This is a genomic window from Candidatus Limimorpha avicola, assembly GCF_056978975.1.
Genome location: NZ_DBMCYK010000015.1, coordinates 17,473 through 33,501 on the forward strand (window position 1 = coordinate 17,473; position 16,029 = coordinate 33,501).

A 16,029-nucleotide genomic window follows, 5' to 3' on the forward strand; every position below is an offset into this window, starting at 1 on the left:
ATGAGCATACAGTTCGACATCAACGACATTCGAAGACAATTTCCAGTTTTGAATCAAAAGGTTTATGGCAGGCCTTTGGTTTACCTGGATAATGCTGCAACAACACAAAAACCTATTTGCGTCATAGAACGCGAAAGGAATTACTACCTAAACGAGAATTGCAACATACACCGAGGTGTGCATTACCTCAGCCAGATGGCAACGGAAGCATACGAGAATGCAAGAAAAAGCATATCGAGTTTCATAAATGCCAAAGATTATCGCGAGATAATATTCACAAGAGGAACAACAGAGTCATTGAACCTGTTGGCTACATCTCTCGGAAGGCTTTTGATTAATAAAGGTGACAAAGTGGTAGTCACAGCAATGGAACATCATTCCAACATGGTACCGTGGCAACAGATGTTGAGTCAAAAAGAAGGAATACTTGGAGTGGTGAAGATGGATAAAAAGGGAGTACTCGACCTTGACCATTACGAAAGGCTGCTTCAGGAAAGACCTAAATTAGTCAGCATAACTCATATATCAAACACCTTAGGCACCGTCAATCCTGTAAAAGAAATGATAGCCATGGCTCATTATCATGGTATTCCTGTGATAATAGACGGTGCACAATCCATAGCACATCAGACCATCGACGTTCAAGAACTTGACTGTGACTTTTTCGTCTTTTCCGGGCATAAGATGTATGCACCCATGGGGATAGGATGTTTATACGGCAAGATGGAATGGCTCGACAAAATGCCTCCTTATCAATACGGAGGAGAAATGGTTGACAAAGTAAGTTTCGAAAATACCACTTTCAATTCAGTACCTTTCAAATTTGAAGCCGGGACTCCCAATGTAGGAGCTGCGTTAGGTCTTGAAACAGCAGTAAAGTTCCTTCAAAGTCTTGACAGAGAAGCTGTTGACGCTCATGAGACTGCCTTGTTGAATCATGCTGTCAGTCTTTTGTCTGAGATTGAAGGTTTAAGATTTATAGGAGAAGCACCTCAACGCAACGGTCTCGTGTCGTTCATTATTGATGGAATACATCCATACGATTTAGGTACTCTTATCGATAAAATGGGTATTGCTGTCAGGACAGGACATCATTGTGCTGAACCCGTGATGACTTTCTTCGACATCCCGGGCACAGTGAGAGCTTCTTTCGCCATGTACAACACCATTGAAGAGGTTGATTCTTTCGTTCAAGCAGTAAAAAAAGCATCTTCAATGTTAAGATAAAAATAATATTATGACAATAAAAGAGATACAAGATTCTATCGTTGACGATTTTTCCATGCTCGATGACTGGATGGACCGTTATTCCATGATAATAGAGATGGGCAAAGAATGTCCTGTAATAGACCCTCAATACCGTAATGACAACTACCTCATCAACGGCTGTCAGTCGAGGGTTTGGCTTCATGCCGAAAAAAAAGACGGCAAGATTTATTTCACTGCCGACAGCGATGCAGTAATAACAAAAGGCATCATCAACCTTTTGATAAAAGTTTTTTCCGGACAGACTCCGGACGACATCCTCGCTGCCGACCTTTCCTTTCTCGACAAAATAGGTCTCAAGGAACACTTGTCGCCAACACGTTCCAACGGACTCCTGTCCATGGTAAAACAAATGATGTTGTATGCCAAAGTGATGAAAGAACAGTGACATCAAAGTTTTACATAATAACAAACAACAAAACAGCATAACAATGACACAGGAAGATAAAGAAAATTTAAAAGAACGCATCATTGCAGTATTGAGCGGCATCTACGACCCGGAGATCCCGGTGGACATTTATCATCTCGGTTTGATTTACAACATCGACATTGACGATGATGCCAATGTAAAGATTCTCATGACTGTAACCACTCCCAACTGTCCTGTTGCTGAGACCTTGCCTGCCTTTGTAAAAGAGAAAGTCTCAGTCATTATGGGAGTAAAATCTGCAGAGATAGAACTTACTTTCGAGCCTGCATGGAGTCCTGCCAACCTGTCTGAAGAGGTAAGAGCAGAACTCGGTCTTGATGACGGCTACAATTTCATGGATATGATGTATTGACAAAGAAAACCACAAACACCTGATGTTAGAGAATATCAACAGTCCCAAAGACCTACGTGCGTTGGACATCAATTCATTGCCAATATTGGCAGAGGAGTTGCGTAATTTTATTTTGGATGAATTGTCTGTCAATCCCGGGCATGTAGGCTCGTCATTAGGTGCCGTAGAATTGACAATAGCATTGCATTATATCTTCAACACTCCTGACGACAAACTCATCTGGGACGTTGGACATCAGGCATACGCACACAAGATACTCACCGGACGACGCGACAGGTTCAATACATTACGCAAGTTAAACGGCATCAGCGGCTTTCCCGTCATGAAAGAAAGTGAATATGACGCTTTCGGGACCGGGCACTCCTCCACTGCCTTGTCTGCTGCCCTCGGTATGGCGACAGCAGATAAATTACTTGGACATAAAGACAGACATCATATTGCAGTCGTCGGCGACGGGGCAATAACGGGAGGCATGTTTTTCGAAGCATTGAATCATGCCGGCACTGCCGACGTGGACCTCCTCATCATACTCAACGACAACGGCATCGCCATAGACAAGAGTGCCGGCGCCTTGAAAGATTATCTTCTGCGACAAGCCGACAAACACAACAGTACAGATTTCTCCAACCCATTATTTGAGGCTTTCAACATACAATGTTTCGGTCCTGTCAACGGCAACGACCTCAACGAACTGCTGCCTATGATAGAAGCTGTTAAAAAAGTTAATGGCGTACGTCTGTTGCATGTATTGACAACAAAAGGCAAAGGTTTTTGGAAAGCTGAACATGAACAGGTATTATATCATGCTCCCGGTAGATTCGACCGTGTCACAGGAGAAGTGCCTCACCATCAAATACCACTTTATCAAGACGTCTTCGGCGAGACGATGTTGGAACTTGCTGAAAGAAACGACAAGATAACAGTTATCACGCCCGCCATGTTGACAGGAAGCAACCTCATTCCTGTGATGGAGAAATTTCCGGAACGAACTTTCGATGTCAGCATTGCAGAACAACATGCAGTGACATTCGCCGCCGGCATGGCTGCTGAAGGAATGATACCTTATTGTACTGTCTATTCTACATTTCTACAAAGAGCCTACGACCAAGTCATCCACGACGTGGCACTGCAGGACTTACATGTGGTATTCTGCATTGACCGAGCAGGCATTGTGGGAAGAGACGGTGCCACACACCACGGCATCTTCGACCTGTCATATCTTAACTGCGTGCCTAACATGATAGTCGCTGCCCCCATGAACGAGAACGAGTTACGCGACATGTTATATACCGCCCAATATGTCAACTGTCCGATATCAATACGATACCCAAGAGGTAAAGCCACGGAAAGACATTGGAAAGAAAACTTCGACAATATTGAAATAGGAAAAGCACGCATATTGAAACAAGGCGATGATATCGCCATACTTAGTCTTGGACATACAGGCAACTTTGCTGCAAAAGCTGCAAAGACTCTCGAAAAAGAAGGAATAAATGTCACACATATCGACATGCGGTTTCTCAAACCATTGGACGACAAAATATTACATCAAGTATTATCAGAATTCAAAGAGGTAATGACAATAGAAGACGGTGTGTTGAACGGAGGTTTCGGATGCAGTATCATGCGTTTTGTTCAGGAACACAAATACAATACTCATATCACTATGATCGGCATTCCCGACTGTTTCGTCACACATGCCTCACCTGAAGAGTTGTATTCTTTATATGGCATGGATGATGAAGGCATAGTCAAAAAAGTTAAACAGATATTAAGTTGATTCTCTGATATTTAAAAAAGAATACATCAAATTTTTACATTAATGATATGAAGCAACGACAATTTTGTTTACTTTTGCGCCATGAATTGGGGGTTTAGCTCATCTGGTAGAGCGTCAGGTTCGCAATCTGAAGGTGGCCGGTTCGAGTCCGGTATCCTCCACAACTTTTTAGGCATTAATATCAAACCTCATTTTTTATCTTCTTACATTATATAAAAAGGTATGAATATTTATATTGCTTGATTTTATAAATTCATGTAAATCAGATATTTTCTTTCTCAACACGTTTTGCTATTGTGATACTGTATTCATACAGCAGGTAAAACGGCAGGAAAATCAGACACTGACTCATAACATCGGGTGGTGTTATCAATGCTGAAATGACAAGAAGCACTACTATGGCAATTTTTCGATTACGACGCATCCATTCAGAAGTTATCAATCCGACAGAGGCAAGAAAACGGACAAGAAGCGGCAGTTGAAAAATAAGACCACCTGCAAACGACACCCCCAATACCGTTCCTATATACGAATCTATCTCTATGATATTATTAATCGCTTCATTGGCTTCATAATTTACAAGAAAGTTGATTGCCAATGGAGCTACAATAAAATAGCAAAACATGGTACCAATAAAGAACCATAGCACTATTTCCCATACTATACGGCGGCTTTTCCGTCTGATATTCTTGCTAAGAGCCGGTTTCACAAAGCCCCATAACTGTGAGATGATATAAGGGAAACACAATATCAGTGCACCTACGGCAGACACTTTTATATGCAACATGAACTGTCCTGCCATCTTAACATTGTAAATCTCAACACCTGAGACATTGATGTTAAGTCCTTCAATGCCGGTAATTTGTGCCAAGGCTGACAACAAACGATTGGTAATAAAACCGGGCTGTGACGGATAAAATACCAAGTCGAGAATGACACCCTTGAAAAAAGAAAACAAAACAAGAAAAACAATGCAGAAAGCTACTCCAATATGAATAAGCACCTTGCGAAGTTCTTCAAGGTGATCTCCGAAACTCATTTCACATTCAGAGTCCTTATCGACTTTGCGGTTCATCGAAGACATCAGTCTTTTTTGGCAGAATTATCATCTTTATCCTTGTCGTCATCGAGTGGTTTCTCGACAGCATCTTTAAATTCTTTGACACCGCGCCCGAGACCACGCATCAACTCCGGCAATTTCCTGCCACCAAAAAGCAATAATACCACCAATACTATCAGGAGAATCTCTCCGGTGCCAAGTCCGCCAATAAATAACAAATTCATAATTTACAGTTTGTTTATTTCAGATAGCAAAATTAATACATTTAATCATATAAAGCAAGATTATTAAAAATATTGCCTTTGAACACGGACATATATTGTTAATTTCAGTTGCATGCTTTCAACATGGCGGCAAGCACAGACATCGCCTTTGACACAGAATCCACATTTTTGACATAAAGCAGCACCTTGTCATTAACTTCCTTTATCTTGAAAAATCTTGCATTCTCAGTGACATAACGAATAATATTCATCGACATGTCAGTACTATAATATCCCGATTCCTGATTAGCCACGAAATAACATGTCATCACGCCGTTTTTAAGGACTATTTTCTCGAAACCGAGGTCACGTGCCATCCATCGAAGTCTGACAGTATCGACAAGATCTATCGTCTGTCGAGGCGGTGTACCGAAACGGTCAGTAATCTGACTGACAAAACGTTGCAGACCTTCTTCATTCTGTATATGGTCTAGTTCCGTATAAAGACTTACTCTTTCCGTTGAAGATTCCACATACTCCGGAGGCAACAATATCTCCATATCCGATTCAATGACACAGTCTGAGACAAATTTCTTGTCTTGCTGAGGTTCGAACAAATCTTTAAATTCAGTTTCTTTAAGTTCGAGAATAGCCTCATCGAGAATATGATGATATGTCTCGAAGCCGATATCGTTGATGAAGCCGCTCTGTTCTGCACCAAGGAGGTTACCGGCTCCGCGTATGTCGAGGTCACGCAATGCGATATTAAATCCACTGCCGAGGTCGGAAAATTCTTCTATCGCACGCAATCGTTTCTGTGCCTCATCATTAAGCATCGGCATTGGAGGCGTCAAAAGATAACAGAACGCCTTTTTGTTGGAACGCCCCACCCTGCCTCTCAACTGATGCAGGTCACTGAGTCCGAAACGCTGAGCCTCATTTATAATAATGGTATTGGCATTCGGAATGTCAAGTCCTGCCTCTATGATAGTAGTACACAACAACACATCATATTTGCCATCTATAAAGTCCAACATTATCTTTTCCAATTTGTCCCCTTCCATCTGACCATGACCTACGGCTATTTTCACACCCGGTACATAAGACACTATCATATCGTAAACATCCTGAATGTTCTGTACCCTGTTATGCACGAAAAAGACCTGACCATCACGTGCCAATTCATACTGAATAGCATCGCGTATCACCTCAGGATTAAAGACATGACATTGTGTCTCAACAGGATAACGATTAGGCGGTGATGTGGTGATAATACTCATGTCGCGAGCACCCATCATTGAAAACTGCAATGTACGAGGTATGGGCGTTGCCGTCATAGTAAGAGTATCGACATTGGTTTTCAACTGTTTGAGTTTCTCTTTGGCAGAGACTCCGAACTTCTGCTCCTCATCGATGACAAGAAGACCCAAATCCTTGAATTTAACATCCTTACCCAAAATACGGTGTGTACCAATCAAAATATCCACTTTACCGGAAGCAAGGTCTTCAAGAGTTTTCTTTTGTTCTTTGACAGTTTTAAAACGATTGAGATAATCAACATTTACGGGAAAGCCTTTCAATCTGTTTGAGAAAGTATGATAATGTTGCAATGCTAGCACTGTTGTAGGAACGAGGACAGCCACCTGTTTGGAGTCGCACACTGCCTTGAAGGCAGCACGAATAGCCACCTCAGTCTTGCCAAAGCCCACATCGCCGCATACCAAACGGTCCATTGGAGCTTCCGACTCCATGTCATGTTTCACGTCCAAAGTCGCTTTCAACTGGTCTGGAGTATCTTCGTACATGAAAGTCGCCTCCAATTCAGTTTGAAGATACGAATCCGGCATAAATTGATAACCTTTGGAATTCTTACGTTCGGCATATAGTTTTATCAATTCACGTGCAATATCTTTAACATGACTTTTCGTCTTGTTTTTCAATCTGTTCCACGCGTTGGAGCCAAGTTTGCTCAATGCAGGCTCCGCCCCGTCCTTACCTGAGTATTTTGCTATGCGATGCAAAGAATGAATACTGACATACAAAATATCGCCATTCTGATAGATAAGACGCAAAGCCTCCTGTTGTTTACCGTTGTTGGTAATGGTTTCCAAACCGTCAAAACGACCAATACCATGGTCAATATGCGTAACGAAATCTCCTGGCTTCAGGTTATACAATTCCTTGATTGTTATAGCCTGACTGTTTGCGTAGCCGTCTCTTATATGGAAACGATGATAACGCTCAAAAATCTGATGATCAGTGTAACAACAAATCTTCAAGTCAATATCGACAAAACCTGCCTGTATGGAATACAATACCGGAACAAAGTCGTTATGTGAGTCATCAATATGACGTATATCATTGAGTATGCTTTGAATACGGTTCAACTGTTTCTTACTCTCAGAGAAACAGAACACCTTATAATCATCTGCTTTCAACTTCTCCAAATCCGCCAACAGCAAGTCGAAATTCTTATTAAAGACCGGCTGTGGAATTATATTGAAAGTCACCACTTCTTTGTCTTTCTTATCCAGATATGAACCAAAACTTACCGTTTTAAAAGAACTCATTTTCTCTATAATGGAATAGCCCTTACAAAACATCCTGTCGAAAGTATTGTCCTTTTCTTCAAAACTTTCATATATTTTAAGAGCCTTGTCATATTCAGCATTAACTCTCTCAGCAAGATATTCTCCTTCTTCCACCCATATAACGGAATTTCTGTCGAGATAATCCATGATAGAAACCCTATGATAAGAAGATTTCATTTCCTGCAAATTAGGCATGATAACTATCTTGTCCAATTTTTCTATCGACAATTGGTTTGCAGGGTTGAAACTTCTTATAGAATCTATCTCATCACCCATAAACTCAATACGATAAGGAAAATCATTAGCGAAAGAAAACACATCTACTATGCCGCCACGTATGGCAAATTGTCCCGGCTCGACAACAAAGTCTGCATGTTCAAAGTCACAATCCAAAAGTGCATCGGTAAGATTGTCCATATTGATGATATCCCCTACACTAAGTACTTTGGCGTTATTTTCAAGAGTGTCACGCTGCACCACCATTTCGGCAAGAGCCTCCGGATAAGACACTATCACCGTTCTGATATCATTGACAGATACCCGTTGCAACACCTCGGTACGCGACAAGATATACGTATTATCGGCTTTCTCCGGCTCATAAGGACGTTTATAAGAAGTAGGATAAAACAATATCCTCTTCTTACTGTAATCCATATCGCGTTCATTGAGAATGTTTTCAAGGTCATTATAAAAATACGCAGCTTTCTCCTTGTCACCGCAAATCACAAAATGCTTGCCCCCCATCTTGGAAAAGACAGCATTCAACACGAAAGCCTTGGATGAACCGTAAAGTCCGGGACATGCTATATTACCATTATCATTCAGACAATCAATAAGATGTCGAACACGATCATCATTATTATAATATGATTTATAAAAATCTTCCACAACTGCAAAATTAGTTATTTTAACGACACAAAGACATCATAAATACAAGTTAATAAAACAAAAATGACGAACAAAAGACAATAAGTCTTGTTTTTGATTAGTAAATTAAAAACAATATAAAGATGAAAGACAATAATTTTAGAGAAGGTGATGCAAGAAGCAATGTTTTTGCTACAGATGTCATGCTCAATCCTGCACCTACAGACAGAATACCGGATGGTCCCACGACACCGCAGGTGGCCTATCAAATGGTTAAAGACGAAACATTCCCGCAAACACAGCCAAGACTCAACCTTGCAACATTCGTAACGACTTATATGGATGAATATGCAACACGACTGATGAATGAAGCAATCAACGTGAATTACATCGACGAGACAGAATATCCTAGAGTCGCCCTGATGGCACAAAAATGTGTCAATATCATTGCAAATTTATGGAACACACCGGAAGCTTCAAAATGGAAAACAGGTGCTGTTGGCATAGGTTCTTCTGAAGCATGTATGCTTGGTGGAGTGTCGGCATGGTTGCGTTGGAGAGACAGACGTAAAGCACAAAACAAAGCTTACGACAAACCCAACTTCGTAATATCTAGTGCATTTCAAGTGGTATGGGAAAAATTTTCACAGTTATGGCAAATAGAAATGCGTACAGTGCCACTGACTAAAGAACATCCTACTCTCGACCCGGCAGAAGCCATGAAATTGTGCGACGAGAACACCATTTGTATAGTTCCTATAACCGGTGTCACATGGACCGGCATGAACGATGATGTAGAAACACTAGACAAAATGGTGACTGACTACAACAAAAGGACTGGCAATGAATTATGCATACATGTAGATGCAGCCTCAGGCGGATTCATAATGCCTTTCCTATATCCTGAAGTAAAATGGGACTTCCGCCTCAACAATGTGTTGTCAATCAGTACATCTGGACACAAATTCGGTCTTGTTTATCCAGGTCTGGGATGGACAATATGGCGTGACAAAAAATATCTGCCTTCAGACATGTCATTCAGTGTCAATTATCTTGGAGCAGATATCACACAGGTTGGGCTAAATTTCTCACGTCCAGGAGCTCAGATACTTGGTCAATATTATCAATTTATAAGATTAGGATTCCAAGGATACAAAACCATACAGCAAAACTGTATGGATATTACAAAATATTTGCATGAGGAGATAGGAAAAATGCCTCAATTCCAGAATTACAGCAAAGAGGTAGTAAATCCATTGTTTATATGGATGTTAAAGCCCGAGTACGACAAAGTGTCCAATTGGACATTGTATGACTTGCAATACAAGTTACAACAGAACGGATGGATGGTACCGGCCTACACTTTGCCGATGAATATGGAGAACACCGTGGTAATGAGAATAGTTTGCCGTCAAGGATTCAGCAGAGACATGGCTGACATGTTGTTAAACGACATCAGGATGGCTGTACAGGAACTCGATAAATTAGAATATCCTACACAGTTACGTATAGGTGTCAACAAGAACGAGCATCCTAAACAAAAATTCAACCACGGAGGGACTCAACGTTGTGCTAAAGACAAAAATCAAAATCGCTGTAATAATCAGAATAAATAAATGATTATCAACAGATAACGCAAATAAAAACAATATAAAGATTCTTTGGGGTTGTGTCTAGCCGATTTAGCACAACCCCATTTTACACATCACAACACAATCAACATTATGATAAGCAAAATAACAAAACAACAAATTACGGAAGCCATAGACGAGGCTTATTATAAATTCAAGGACGAGAAAAGCGGTGCCAATGCCGACTATATTCCATATCTTGCCAATGTACCGAGTAATTTGTTCGGCATAACGGTCTGTCTCAACGACGGGAGCATTATAGAACGTGGCGACACAAACTATATATTCGGCATTGAATCTATCTCCAAAGTACCAACTGCCATTTTAGCAATGCGACAATATGGAACACAGGAGATTCTTGACAAGATAGGTTGCGATGCGACCGGTCTTCCTTTCAATTCAATTTTCGCCATTTTACTCGAGAATGACCATCCTTCCACGCCTCTTGTCAACGCCGGAGCCATAGCAGCATGCAGTATCGTAAAACCTACAGGCAAAAGTGACGAGAAGTGGGAAGCTATAGTCAATAATATCAAAGAGTTGTGTGGCAGTACCCCAAGATTAATAGACGAATTGTATAAATCGGAGACGGAAACGAACTTCAACAACAGAGCTATAACATGGCTTCTCAAAGAATACAACAGAATATATGACCACCCCATGATTTCATTGGATTTATATACACGTCAATGTTCATTAGGTGTGACCACCTCACAACTCGCCATCATGGCTGCAACAATAGCTTTCGGAGGAAAGAATCCTTTGACAAACAAACAAATATTCAACACCGAATTTACCTCACACATAGTGTCATTGATAGCTTCGGTAGGATTCTACGAACATACAGGCGATTGGATGTACACTTCCGGCATACCGGCAAAATCAGGAGTGGGAGGCGGCATTATGGGTGTAATGCCCGGTGTCATGGGAATAGCATCTTTCGCACCTCCATTGGATTCGTCAGGCAACTCAATCAAAGCACAAAAAGCAATAAAACATATCACCAATAAACTGAATATGAATATATTCAGCCCGTCAAGAACACAAGTAACAATGGAAAAAGAACTTGTAGGTTAGATTATTGCCGCCTGTATTGATTAGGAGTCATGCCAACCTGCGACTTGAAATATTTATAAAAAGAAGAAGGATCCTCGAAGTTCAGCCTGTCAGCTATCTCTTTGATGCCCAGATCACTGTGACGCAACAGATGCTGAGCTTCGAGTATAACAAACTTATCTATATATTCTACTGCCGATTTTCCACTTACATCCTTTACCACCTTGGAAAGATATCGCGGCGTTATACACAACTTGTCGGCATAAAACGACAGTCTCCTCTCTCTGAGATGATGCTCAGAAACAAGAGCAATAAAAATTTCAAACATTTTGCGATGACGCGACGAACCTTTAATGTCTTCACTTTTTTCATTCTTAAGCCTGTCTCTGATAAAACTCGAGAACAGATAAAATATTGACGAGATAAGTAACCTGACACATTCTTTCTTATATATGAAATCACCACTTATAATATCATAAATAAGTTTTACATATTTGCTTGCCAAAACAATCTCTTCTTCAGTAAGAACAAAACATGGATTCTTCAATACTTTCATTACATCGCCAAACACCTTGTTCAAATCAAAACTCAAATCAGACATATAATCCCTGGAGATGGCAAAAACAACCATATCAACCTGATTATCAACACTATCATTCAATGGATTATACTGTATGATGTTACCCGGCATATTAATAACCAAAGTATTGTCGTGAATCTCATAGTCTTTAAGATTAATAGAAAATCTTATATCTCCCTTTATGCAAAACACTGCCCAAAAAGCATCGATACGACAAGGATATTTCAACATCTGCTGATTCATATTGTCGGATTGTCTTGCCATTATAAAATCATCATCAATACTAATCAATTCTTCTGATACGAAAAATTCCTTTACTTCAGATATCGAAAAAATGTTAACATCAGAATACATATTTCTATTTTTTCGACAAATATACATCAATTTTTATAAATATAATGACTTTTTTTGTAAATTTTATACATTTTTACATTTTTTACAAACTATTTTACATTATCCGACATGCTATTTTTGTAGTACCTTTGCAACCATAATAATGACAACTTGTTATATAATCAAAAAAATGAAAATTCATAAGACTATCTTTATCGTATTGTTATTTTTAATCATAACAGGAAGCAGCAATTTGAATGCACAACGAATTATGACTTTACAAGAATGTCGTGAACTTGCTTTGGAAAATAACAATGATTTGAAAATTGCGGGAGAAAAGATAACAATGGCTGATTACGAAAAAAAAGCAGCATTCACCAATTATCTTCCAAAACTCTCAGCTACAGGTATTTATATGTATAACAGCAAAAACATTGCCTTGATAAGCGACAGTCAATATGATGCTTTATCAAGTATTGGAAGCGACATAAGCGGGAATCTGCAAAATTACATTCTGCAAATCATTCAAGACCCATACCTATTAAATATAATAAGCAACAGTTCTGCATTACAGAACATCATTGGCATGATACAAGGTGCCAACATAGGAGCGACATTAGATGCCATCGGCACTGAGATAGCCAACAGCCTGACTCCAGATACACGAAACATATACGGTGGTATGCTGTCGCTACAAGAACCCATATATGTAGGAGGAAAGATACGCGCTTATAACAAAATAGCTCTTTATTCAAAACAACTTGCTCAATCTCAATATGATACCGAAGAAAACGAAATCATTGTAACAACAGATCAGGCTTATTGGCAGATAGTATCCCTGACAAACAAATGCGAACTGGCGGAGAAATATGTAAACTTATTAAAAGATATTGTATCAGACGTTGAAAAAATGGTTGAAGAAGGTGTTGCCACCACTGCAGATAAACTCAATGTAAAAGTCAAACTCAACGATGCTGAAATGACCTTATTAAAAGCACGTAATGGTCTTGTATTATCAAAGATGTTGTTATGCCAACACTGCGGACTGCCGCTTGACACCGACATCAGCCTTGAAGACCAGACAATAAATGAGATAATCGTCAGCAACGACAGTTTGGAATATACAGAAGAAGAAATATTCGAAAAACGCCCGGAACTGACGAGCCTTTTATTAGCAAGCAAGATTTATGACAAAAAAGTCAATATCATACGTTCAGATTTTCTTCCCACCATAGCCATGTCAGGCAGTTACATTGTCAGCAACCCATCATGTTTCAACGGTTTTGAAAACGAATTCAAAGGATTCTGGAATATTGGAATCATTGCCAAGATACCTTTGTTCCATTGGGGAGAAGGATTATACAAGATACGTCAGGCAGAGGCAGAAGCCAGAATTGCCGAAATACAACTTGAAGATACCAAAGAAATGATAATGTTGCAAGTAAAACAATATGAAAAACAGATAGAAGAGGCAAAGTCATTAATGAACACCTGCAACGACAAATTGGCTGATGCAGAAGAAAACATGCGCATTGCAGAAATAGGTTTCAAAGAAGGCGTAGTGACCGCATCTGCAGTGACCGAAGCACAAACATCATGGCTTAACGTGAAATCGGAATACATAGACGCCAAGATAGACTATATCATGGCTACAACATATTTAAGAAAAGCAATAGGAAAATTAAAATAACAAACAATATGACAACAGATAAACAACAGAAAATAACTACCTACACTGCATTATTCGTCTTGGCAGTGATAATAGCAACAGTATGTATAATCGGCATTTATGCCTTTGGAAAAAATGACGAGATAATACAAGGACAAGCGGAAATATCGGAATACAGGGTGTCAAGTAAAGTACCCGGAAGAATTCTGAAATTCAATGTAAGGGAAGGTCAGACAGTACATAAAGGAGATACACTTGCCATCATAGAGGCTCCTGAAGTTACTGCCAAAATGGAACAGGCAGAGGCTGTACGATTGGCAGCCATGGCACAAAATAAAAAAGCCGAAAAAGGCGCAAGGCAGGAACAGATACAAGCTGCATACGAATTATGGCAAAAAGCAATAGTAGGACGCGAGATTTTGGAAAAATCTTTTTCCAGAATTAGCAACTTATATAAAGAAGGTGTAGTTAGCGAACAACGTTATGATGAAACCAAGGCTCAATATGAAGCCGCCAAGGCAACGGAAAAAGCTGCCAAGGCACAATATGACCTCGCCATCAACGGAGCACAGGAAGAAGACAAAAAAATGGCAGCTGCTCAAGTATTGCAAGCAGAAGGTGTTGTAGCAGAAGTATCATCATATATAGATGAGACTATTGTGACAGCATACGCCGATGGCGAAGTCACCGAGATCTTCCCTCATTTAGGCGAGTTGGTAGGTACCGGCGCTCCCATAATGAATATTGCCATGCCGGAAGACCAATGGGTGTCTTTCAATGTTAGAGAAGATTATCTCAAAAACCTTAAAGTCGGTAGCGAGATAAACACTTATATCCCGGCTCTCGACATTGATGCTGTCATGAAGATAAGTTACATCAAAGATATAGGCGACTATGCCGCATGGAAAGCAACAAAACAGACAGGACAATACGACTTGCGTACTTTCGAATTAAGAGCCATACCGTTGTCCCCTATCAACGACCTTAAAGCAGGCATGACCGTTCTATATAAAATCAATGAAAAACAATGACATCCATGTCTAAGAACACTATTCTTGCCATAGCAGTGAGAGAATGCAGAAGAATGACATCTCGTCCTCTTTATCTTTTCTGCATGATGATAGCTCCTGCTTTGGTATTCATATTCTTCACCACTATGATGTCAGAGGGGCTGCCTACCAGCATACCTGCCGCTGTAGTAGATGAGGATAACACCTCTGTCACAAGACAGATTATACGTAACCTTGACGCCTTTCAACAAACAAAGATAATTGCATATTACAACAGTTTTGCTGAAGCAAGGAAAGCCATGCAACGCGGAGAGATTTACGCCTTCTACTATATCCCCAAAGGCAGCACGGAACAAGCCCTCGCAAGCCGCCAACCGGTAGTGTCGTTCTATACAGCGGCTTCTTATATCATACCTGCCTCGTTGGAATACCGCGACATGAAAATGATGTCGGAATATGCTTCCGGTGCCGTGACAAGAGCCACATTATATGCCCAAGGGTTGACAGAACAACAGGCAATGGCAGTATTGCAGCCCATTACAATAGAAATGCACCCCCTGAATAACCCTCGACTCAACTATTCAGTCTATCTCTGCAATACTATGCTACCCGGAATACTTATGCTTCTCATACTTCAAGTCACCATATTTTCAATCTACGGCGAAATAAAAGAAGAGACTGCCGGAGAATGGCTTTCATTGTCAAACAACAACATTATCAAAGCCTTGACCGGCAAACTGTTGCCACAATTCTTTATATGGCTCATCATGACACTATTATATATGATGATAATGTATGGATATTATAAATTTCCGTTAAACTGCAGTTTTACGGCAATGTTATTGCCAGCCACTTTATTGATATTAGCATCACAAGGGTTGGCAATCTTCATCTGTGCCATGGTGCCTTCATTACGCTGGGCTTTGAGTCTCGCAACTCTGTGGGGAGTATTGTCATTCCCTATCTCAGGATTCTCATTTCCGTATATGGCTTTTCCCTCTACAATGAAAGCTCTGTCGTACCTTTTTCCATTACGTCATTATTTCATGATTTATGCCAGTCAGGCATTAAACGGTCTTTCATGGCACTATACATGGCTCAACTATGCATTGCTGCTTTTCTTTATTATCTTGCCATTATTTGTTATTAACAGATTGAAGACATTTTTATCAGAATATCATTATACCATATAATTAAAACA

General features: G+C 40.1%; 13 protein-coding genes and 1 tRNA gene. 10 read left to right on the forward strand and 4 right to left on the reverse strand.

From position 1 onward, the window contains the following. The 5 genes from ACZOVS_RS07500 to ACZOVS_RS07520 all read left to right on the forward strand — a co-directional run bounded on the left by ACZOVS_RS07500 (position 1) and on the right by ACZOVS_RS07520 (position 3,989). Entirely contained in the window at positions 1-1,227 is a 1,227-nt protein-coding gene (locus ACZOVS_RS07500) for an aminotransferase class V-fold PLP-dependent enzyme (RefSeq protein WP_483996617.1), read from the forward strand. Positions 1,228-1,237: 10 nt separating this feature from the next. After that, entirely contained in the window at positions 1,238-1,654 is a 417-nt protein-coding gene (locus ACZOVS_RS07505; protein WP_483996618.1) for a SufE family protein, read from the forward strand. 43 nt (positions 1,655-1,697) lie between these two features. Then, the gene (locus tag ACZOVS_RS07510; protein ID WP_483996619.1) at positions 1,698-2,048 is read left to right on the forward strand and encodes an iron-sulfur cluster assembly protein; all 351 of its coding nucleotides are present in this window, start codon (positions 1,698-1,700) and stop codon (positions 2,046-2,048) included. Between the two features lie 22 nt (positions 2,049-2,070). Continuing rightward, a complete protein-coding gene (locus ACZOVS_RS07515; RefSeq protein WP_483996620.1) occupies positions 2,071-3,828 on the forward strand; it encodes a 1-deoxy-D-xylulose-5-phosphate synthase in 1,758 nt (585 codons plus the stop codon). A gap of 88 nt (positions 3,829-3,916) precedes the next feature. Next, positions 3,917-3,989, forward strand: a tRNA-Ala gene (locus ACZOVS_RS07520). A 101-nt stretch (positions 3,990-4,090) separates the two neighbouring features. Here ACZOVS_RS07520 and tatC read toward each other — a convergent pair. The 3 genes from tatC to mfd form a co-directional block, all read right to left on the reverse strand. Continuing rightward, entirely contained in the window at positions 4,091-4,912 is an 822-nt protein-coding gene (tatC, locus tag ACZOVS_RS07525) for a twin-arginine translocase subunit TatC (protein ID WP_483996621.1), read from the reverse strand. Next, positions 4,912-5,112: a Sec-independent protein translocase subunit TatA/TatB gene (locus ACZOVS_RS07530; protein WP_483996622.1), complete on the reverse strand. Its 201-nt coding sequence runs from the start codon at positions 5,110-5,112 to the stop codon at positions 4,912-4,914. Before ACZOVS_RS07530 ends, tatC begins: the two co-directional genes overlap by 1 nt. 104 nt (positions 5,113-5,216) lie before the next feature. Then, positions 5,217-8,570 (reverse strand): transcription-repair coupling factor, encoded by a 3,354-nt coding sequence (mfd, locus tag ACZOVS_RS07535; protein ID WP_483996623.1) that lies wholly within the window; start codon positions 8,568-8,570, stop codon positions 5,217-5,219. A gap of 122 nt (positions 8,571-8,692) precedes the next feature. Here mfd and gad point away from each other — a divergent pair, with 122 nt between their 5' ends. Beyond that, a complete protein-coding gene (gene gad, locus ACZOVS_RS07540; RefSeq protein ID WP_483996624.1) occupies positions 8,693-10,165 on the forward strand; it encodes a glutamate decarboxylase in 1,473 nt (490 codons plus the stop codon). Positions 10,166-10,273: 108 nt separating this feature from the next. Next, positions 10,274-11,257 carry a glutaminase A gene (glsA, locus tag ACZOVS_RS07545; RefSeq protein WP_483996625.1) on the forward strand — a complete coding sequence of 328 codons (984 nt, stop codon included), beginning with the start codon at positions 10,274-10,276 and terminating at the stop codon, positions 11,255-11,257. A gap of 1 nt (position 11,258) precedes the next feature. Here the strand turns inward: glsA and ACZOVS_RS07550 are convergent, their stop codons facing one another. Beyond that, complete coding sequence (locus ACZOVS_RS07550; RefSeq protein WP_483996626.1) at positions 11,259-12,170, reverse strand: helix-turn-helix domain-containing protein; 912 nt, start codon at positions 12,168-12,170, stop codon at positions 11,259-11,261. A 169-nt stretch (positions 12,171-12,339) separates the two neighbouring features. On the opposite strand from ACZOVS_RS07550, the gene ACZOVS_RS07555 reads away from it, so the two are divergent. From ACZOVS_RS07555 to ACZOVS_RS07565, 3 genes are read left to right on the forward strand one after another with little or no spacing between them, the layout of a single operon-like run. Next, on the forward strand, positions 12,340-13,839 hold the full coding sequence (locus tag ACZOVS_RS07555; protein ID WP_483996627.1) for a TolC family protein: 1,500 nt from the start codon (positions 12,340-12,342) through the stop codon (positions 13,837-13,839). A gap of 8 nt (positions 13,840-13,847) precedes the next feature. Continuing rightward, on the forward strand, positions 13,848-14,849 hold the full coding sequence (locus ACZOVS_RS07560; RefSeq protein ID WP_483996628.1) for an HlyD family secretion protein: 1,002 nt from the start codon (positions 13,848-13,850) through the stop codon (positions 14,847-14,849). Beyond that, positions 14,846-16,021 (forward strand): ABC transporter permease, encoded by a 1,176-nt coding sequence (locus ACZOVS_RS07565; RefSeq protein ID WP_483996629.1) that lies wholly within the window; start codon positions 14,846-14,848, stop codon positions 16,019-16,021. Before ACZOVS_RS07560 ends, ACZOVS_RS07565 begins: the two co-directional genes overlap by 4 nt. Positions 16,022-16,029: the final 8 nt, after the last annotated feature.

Excerpts from the sequence above, each read along its gene's own strand:
- ACZOVS_RS07500 (WP_483996617.1), top strand. The coding sequence starts at position 1 with ATGAGCATACAGTTCGACATCAACGACATTCGAAGACAATTTCCAGTT.
- ACZOVS_RS07505 (WP_483996618.1), top strand. The coding sequence starts at position 1,238 with ATGACAATAAAAGAGATACAAGATTCTATCGTTGACGATTTTTCCATG.
- ACZOVS_RS07510 (WP_483996619.1), top strand. The coding sequence starts at position 1,698 with ATGACACAGGAAGATAAAGAAAATTTAAAAGAACGCATCATTGCAGTA.
- ACZOVS_RS07515 (WP_483996620.1), top strand. The coding sequence starts at position 2,071 with ATGTTAGAGAATATCAACAGTCCCAAAGACCTACGTGCGTTGGACATC.
- tatC (WP_483996621.1), bottom strand. The coding sequence starts at position 4,912 with ATGTCTTCGATGAACCGCAAAGTCGATAAGGACTCTGAATGTGAAATG.
- ACZOVS_RS07530 (WP_483996622.1), bottom strand. The coding sequence starts at position 5,112 with ATGAATTTGTTATTTATTGGCGGACTTGGCACCGGAGAGATTCTCCTG.
- gad (WP_483996624.1), top strand. The coding sequence starts at position 8,693 with ATGAAAGACAATAATTTTAGAGAAGGTGATGCAAGAAGCAATGTTTTT.
- glsA (WP_483996625.1), top strand. The coding sequence starts at position 10,274 with ATGATAAGCAAAATAACAAAACAACAAATTACGGAAGCCATAGACGAG.
- ACZOVS_RS07550 (WP_483996626.1), bottom strand. The coding sequence starts at position 12,170 with ATGTATTCTGATGTTAACATTTTTTCGATATCTGAAGTAAAGGAATTT.
- ACZOVS_RS07555 (WP_483996627.1), top strand. The coding sequence starts at position 12,340 with ATGAAAATTCATAAGACTATCTTTATCGTATTGTTATTTTTAATCATA.
- ACZOVS_RS07560 (WP_483996628.1), top strand. The coding sequence starts at position 13,848 with ATGACAACAGATAAACAACAGAAAATAACTACCTACACTGCATTATTC.
- ACZOVS_RS07565 (WP_483996629.1), top strand. The coding sequence starts at position 14,846 with ATGACATCCATGTCTAAGAACACTATTCTTGCCATAGCAGTGAGAGAA.